The organism is Nocardia sp. NPDC060220 (assembly GCF_042727815.1).
Lineage (GTDB): Bacteria > Actinomycetota > Actinomycetes > Mycobacteriales > Mycobacteriaceae > Nocardia.
This window is the reverse complement of record NZ_JBHWZY010000443.1, coordinates 1-5,685: the sequence shown is the minus strand read 5'-3', so window position 1 is coordinate 5,685 and position 5,685 is coordinate 1. Positions and strand designations below refer to the sequence as shown.

Here is a 5,685-nt window from a genome sequence, read left to right as displayed (position 1 = left end):
AATCCCCACTTGTAGAGATCCATATTCGCGTGCAAACACCCCGGCTGCTCTCGCTGCACCTGGTCCGCGCGGGTGAGCGGTTCGGCATTGCGCCCCACCGCCTCCGGCGTGAAGAACCGGAACGCGTCGAAGTGCGTGCACCGCAACGACATCGACTCCACCACCGCGTCCGTCCCCGCGTGTCCCAGACGCAGCGGAACCTGCTGATGCCGCACGTCGTCGGTGCGATAGACCATCGCCCATTCGTGCAGCCCGAAACACGACAACTGCGCCGGACGGCGCGCGGTAGCGGTGAGCAGGCCGGACACGAACCCGATCGTGTCGCGCCGCTTGGCGAGGTAGGCCGGGTCGGCCGTGAACACTCCGTGCTCATCCGGATGCTCGGCATACCCCCGCGCACCCTTGTAGTCGCCCGCCTCACGCAGCCCGATCCCGAACCCCGGATGCCACCGACGCAGCTGTGAAGGCTTATGGCCGTAGTAGGTGAAAAGGAAATCGATGACCGGATGGGTGGTCCCCGCCGCCCGCCGCTCCAGATACGGCCCGACCAACCGATCGAGCCGGTCACGATGTGCGCGCGCGGCGGCCCGCCACTCGACCGCCGGTAATACCCGCAAGTCGAGAGCGTGGTCGAGGTCGCCGTTCGTGCTCACCTGGACATTCTCCCGCACCGGCTTTCCCCGGCGAATTCGCCCTGAATCGGGTCTCGGGGCGCGACCCCAGCCGGACTACGCATCTCCTGGGTTGCTCGAACGATCCGGGGACTTCCGCATCCGACGAGATCTTTGGTGCCGACGCGCCTATTTGTCGCGCCGGATGACGGCGCGGCAGCGCCGTTCCAGGAGCAGGACGGCCAGGCCGAAGGAGCGGAAGGCCGGATTGGTGGTCTGGCGGTGATAGTAGCGGTAGTAGATCTGCTGGCAGATCACCGCCAGACGGAACAGGCCGAAGACTTCGTAGAAGGCCCACTCGCGGTCGGTGAGACCGATTCCGGTACGGCGACAATAGTATTCGACCACTTCGTCTCGGGTCAGCATGCCCCGAACGTGGGTGGGCTGGCGCCGGAAGAACTTGAAGGCGAGGTTGTCGTCGGCCTGGACCCAATAGGCCATGGCGCCGCCGAGGTCCATCAGCGGGTCGCCGATGGTGGCCATCTCCCAGTCGAGCAACCCGATCGGACGGGTGGGATCGGCGGGATCGAGCACGATGTTGTCGAAGCGGAAGTCGTTGTGGATCAGCACCGATGCGCGATCGGGCGGCTGGTTGGCGGCCAGCCACGCGATCACGGACTCGAACGAGCCGACAGTGCGGGTGCGGGCGCGGCGATAGCGGTCGGACCAGCCCGACACCTGCCGGGTGATGTAGCCGGGGCCCTTGGACATCCAGTTCAGCCCTGCGGCGGTGGCGTCGATGGTGTGCAGGTCGACCAGGACGTCGAGCACATTGGTGCACAGCGAGCGCACCCGCGATGCCGTCCAGGAGGGGTCGGGCGGGAGTTCCTTCCTGGGGATGAGACCGTCGAGACGTTCCATGAGGTAGAACGGCGAGCCGAGCACAGTGTCGTCCTCGCACAACGCCACTGTCGGCGGCGCGTAGTCGAACACCGGGCCGAGGGCGGTTTGCACGCGGTACTCGCGAGCCATGTCGTGTGCGCCCTCGGCGCGGTGTCCGCCGGGCGGCCTGCGCAGGATCAGATCACGCTCGGGGTACTGCACGAGGTAGGTGAGATTGGAAGCGCCGCCGCAGAATTGGCGCACCTGTGCGATGCCGGTCAGTGATTCGCCTGTTTCGGCGCGTAGCCAATCCGTCAGGGCGGCGACATCGAAGGCGTCCTCGGTGCGGACGGCACGGGCATCGGCGGGGGAGGAGGACTCGGTCACGTCAGCCGCCGCAGCAGGGACACGGGGAGCAGCTTCACCACGACCGACAGCGGAACCCATGGCCAGGCCGGGACGTAGGCGACGGGTTTGCGTGCTTGGATCGCGCGGACCATCGCGGCGACGCCGGGCTCGGTGTCGACCAGGAAGGTGGTGCGACCTTCCTTGCCGTCGGTCATCTCCGACCGGATGTAGCCGGGGCAGATCAGGGAGATATCAACGCCGGGAATGCGTTCCGAGCGCAAGCCTTCGGCGAGCGCGGCGACCCCCGCCTTGCTCGCGGCATAGGTGGTCATCGACCGGCGCATGCCGCGCAGTGCGGAGAACGAGGAGATGAGGACCAGGTGGCCACGGCCCTGCGCACGGAACACCGCCAGCGCGTGTTCGCTCTGCGAGAGCGCGCCGACGAAATTGGTGAGGGCGGTGCGCCGGTTGGCCGCGTGCCCACCGGTGCCCAATGCGGCCCCGTGGCCGAGGCCCGCGTTGACCACGACCCGGTCGAAGCCGCCGAATTCGGCCCGGAACTTCTCGAACACGGTCTGCACGGCGGCATCGTCGGTGACGTCGAGCGCGGCGGTACGCACGACGATGCCGGGGTGGGCGGCGAGGAGTTCGTCGCGCAGCGTGTCGAGGCGGTCGGCCCGGCGGGCGCAGAGCCCGAGATCGTAACCGCGCTCGGCGAATTGGCGGGCCATCTCGGCGCCGAGGCCGGAGCTGGCGCCGGTGATGACGATGGTGCCGGTGCTCATCGGGAGGTCTCCTTCTTGTCGGCGGTCGCGATGCGACGGCCCATGGCGGTCAGTTGCCGGTCGTAGAGCGGGCGCAGCAGTCGTTTCGTCCAGAAGGCCACGCGCCCGGATCGGTCGGTGAGGACGAGGAAGCGGCGCGCGTCGATACCGGCCAGCGCGGCTTCGGCGATGTCGTCGGCGTCGGCCTCGGCGCCGTCGATCAGGCGACGGGCGACCTCGGTCATCAGGGGATCGGCGTTGCCGAGCGAAGACGCCAGATCGGTGCGGAAGAACGACGGGCACACCACCGAGACGTCGATGCCGTGCGGCGCGAGTTCGTAGCGCAGGCTCTCGCTGAGTGCGACGACGGCCGCTTTGGCGGCGGTGTAGGGCGCCATGGCCGGTGGGTGTACGAGTCCCGCCATCGAGGCGATATTGACCAGGTGACCGCCGCCCTGCGCTTCGAACATCGGGGTGAAGGTCCGGCACCCGGTCGCCACGCCGAGGACATTGACGGTCATGACCCGGGCCCATTCCTCGGCGGGCACCCGGTCGATGCGCCCGCCCGCGGCGATACCCGCGTTGTTGACCAGGATGTCGAGGCCGCCCATGGTGGCCTGCACGGTGTCGCGGGCCCGGTCCCAGTCCTGCTCGGACGTGATGTCCGCGCGCAGATACGAGGCACCCGGCGGGACCACGGCGTCGTCGGCGAGATCGGTGACCACGATGCGGTCACCGCGGGCGGCGAAGCGCCGCGCCAGCGCGGCTCCGAGACCGGAGGCGCCACCGGTGATGAGCACTCTGGACATGGTTACCGCCCCTGCCCGTACTCGGCGAGCTCGAGCCGTCCGACCATGTCCAGATGCACCTCGTCGGGACCGTCGGCCAGGCGGATCGCCCGGGCGGTCGTCCAGGCCGCCGACAGCGGCACATCGTCGGAAAGTCCCGCACCACCATGGATCTGCATGGCGAAGTCGATGACGTCCTGCGCCATCGACGGCACGTGCGCCTTGATCTGGCTGATCTCGCTGAGCGCGCCGAACGCACCGACGGTATCGAGTTTCCATGCCGCGTGCAGGACGAGCAGGCGCGCGGCATCGATCGCGATCCGTGCCCGGGCGATGCGTTCCCGGTTGCCGCCGAGCCGGGCCAGTGGCTTGCCGAACGCGGTCCGCGTCGTCGCGCGTTCGCAGGCCGCGGCGAGCGCGGCCTCGGCCAGGCCGATCAGCCGCATGCAGTGATGGACGCGGCCGGGACCCAAACGGCCCTGGGCGATCTCGAATGCTCGGCCGGGACCGAGGACGATGTTCGCGGCGGGCACACGCACGTCGGTGAACGACACCTCACCGTGCCCGAACGGCTCGTCGTAGCGGCCCATCGCGGGCAGCATTCGTTCGATCTTCACCCCCGGAGTGCCGACAGGGACGAGCACCATCGTGTGCCGACGGTGTTTCTCGGCCTCGGGATAGGTCAGGCCCATGAAGAGGACGACCGCGCAGTCACGATGGCCGATACCGGTGGTCCACCATTTGCGGCCGTTCACGACGACGTCGTCGCCGTCGAGGACGGCGGTGGCCGCCATCGTGGTGGCGTCCGAGGAGGCGACGCCGGGTTCGGTCATCCCGAAGGCAGACCGAATGCTGCCGTCGAGCAGCGGTTCGAGCCACCGCTCCCGCTGCGCGGCGTCGCCGTAGTGGAGCAGCACCTCCATGTTCCCGGAATCCGGTGCGTTGCAGTTGAAGACGTGCGGCGCCAGGAACGAGCGCCCGGTCTCCTCGGCGATCGGCGCGTAGTCGACATTGGTGAGGCCGGTGCCGCCGTCGGTCCCGAAGCGCGCGGCGTACCGGCCGGCATGGGCGGCGGGCAGGAACAGATTCCACAGGCCTGCCGCGCGGGCCTTGGCGCGCAGCTCGCCGAGCACGGGCAGGGGATCCCACGGGTCGGCGCCGGTCTCGCGCAGCGCGGCCACGCTGCGGTGATAGTCCGCCTCGATCGGGGCGATCTCCTCGGCGATGAAGCCGTGTACTCGGCCGACCAGGTCGGTGGCGCGGGTACTGGGAGCGAAGTCCATGTCTCTGCTTTCGGTGAAAGGGGAACGGCGGCGGGGGATCCCGCTGGAATTCAGGAGGGTAGGTGGGTGAGACCGAGGGCGGATTCGTCCAAGCTGCCCAGCACGAGCGTGCCGTTCGCCTCGGCCACGCCGGTGACCATCGCGTAGTCCGCGCCGTCGCGCTGCAGGTCGTGGACGATGGTCCCGGCGTGATCGACCGCGATCACCCAGGCAGTACGGGCGGGGCGGGGCATGAGCCGATCGGGTACCCGCCACAACAGTTTTCGCGCGATCGCCGGTGCGGGCAGCAGGCGATCGAGCAGGGGATTGCGCGGTGCGGCCAGCGTGACCCAGATCAGTCCGTCGGAGCCGAGGGCGATGTTGTCGGGGAAGCCGGGCAGGTTCTCGATCAGCACCTCGCGAGTACCGGCTTTCGGGCCGCGCACCCAGTAGCGGTTGAGCCGGTAGGCCGCCGTCTCGGCGACGATCAGCGATGCCCGATCGGGTGCGAAGGCGATGCCGTTGGCGTACTGGAGGTTGTCCAGCAGGGTCGCGGTCGTCCCGTCGGGGGAATGCTGGAACAGGCGGCCGGTTCCGGAATGCTCGAGCAGGTCGCCCATCCACAGCTCCAGCGGCCAACGGCGCGAAGACGCGGTGAAATAGACGGTGCCGTCGCGCGGATCCCCGACGACATTGCTGGCCATGTTCAGCGGGCCGTCGTCGACAGCACCCACCAGGACCTCGATCTCGGTACCGGTCCAGCGCAGCAGGCCGCGGTGCGCGTCGCAGATGAGCAGGGACCCATCGCCGACCGCGCAGAGCCCCAGCGGGCGGCCACCGGTGTTCGCGACCACCTCGACGCCCTCGGTGGCGATGTCGACCCGCAGGATCCGGCCGTCGGCGATGCCGGTGTAGACGAGGCCGTCAGCGCCGAGAACCACGTCCTCGGGGCCGGCGCCGGGGAGCTCGATCCGCCGGACCGGGGGCATCGGTGGCGTACTTCGGCGCTGCCCGGCGCGGGGAGTCACCG

Annotated in this window: 6 protein-coding genes; all 6 read right to left on the bottom strand. The window is 69.2% G+C overall.

Features of this window, described 5'->3' with window-relative positions; all coding sequences use genetic code 11:
- Nucleotides 1-617 (bottom strand): 3-methyladenine DNA glycosylase (locus tag ACFWF3_RS21965; RefSeq protein ID WP_379315083.1); only part of this gene is annotated, 617 nt, incomplete at its 3' end.
- Between the two features lie 183 nt (nt 618-800).
- The gene (locus tag ACFWF3_RS21960; RefSeq protein ID WP_379315082.1) at nt 801-1,880 is read right to left on the bottom strand and encodes a phosphotransferase family protein; all 1,080 of its coding nucleotides are present in this window, start codon (nt 1,878-1,880) and stop codon (nt 801-803) included.
- Nucleotides 1,877-2,626 (bottom strand): SDR family oxidoreductase, encoded by a 750-nt coding sequence (locus tag ACFWF3_RS21955; protein WP_379315081.1) that lies wholly within the window; start codon nt 2,624-2,626, stop codon nt 1,877-1,879. The genes ACFWF3_RS21960 and ACFWF3_RS21955 overlap by 4 nt, the downstream gene beginning before the upstream one ends.
- On the bottom strand, nt 2,623-3,414 hold the full coding sequence (locus ACFWF3_RS21950) for an SDR family NAD(P)-dependent oxidoreductase (protein WP_379315080.1): 792 nt from the start codon (nt 3,412-3,414) through the stop codon (nt 2,623-2,625). Before ACFWF3_RS21950 ends, ACFWF3_RS21955 begins: the two co-directional genes overlap by 4 nt.
- A gap of 2 nt (nt 3,415-3,416) precedes the next feature.
- The gene (locus tag ACFWF3_RS21945) at nt 3,417-4,676 is read right to left on the bottom strand and encodes an acyl-CoA dehydrogenase family protein (protein ID WP_379315079.1); all 1,260 of its coding nucleotides are present in this window, start codon (nt 4,674-4,676) and stop codon (nt 3,417-3,419) included.
- A 50-nt stretch (nt 4,677-4,726) separates the two neighbouring features.
- The coding region (locus tag ACFWF3_RS21940; RefSeq protein WP_379315078.1) for an SMP-30/gluconolactonase/LRE family protein at nt 4,727-5,685 on the bottom strand (959 nt) is incomplete at its 5' end.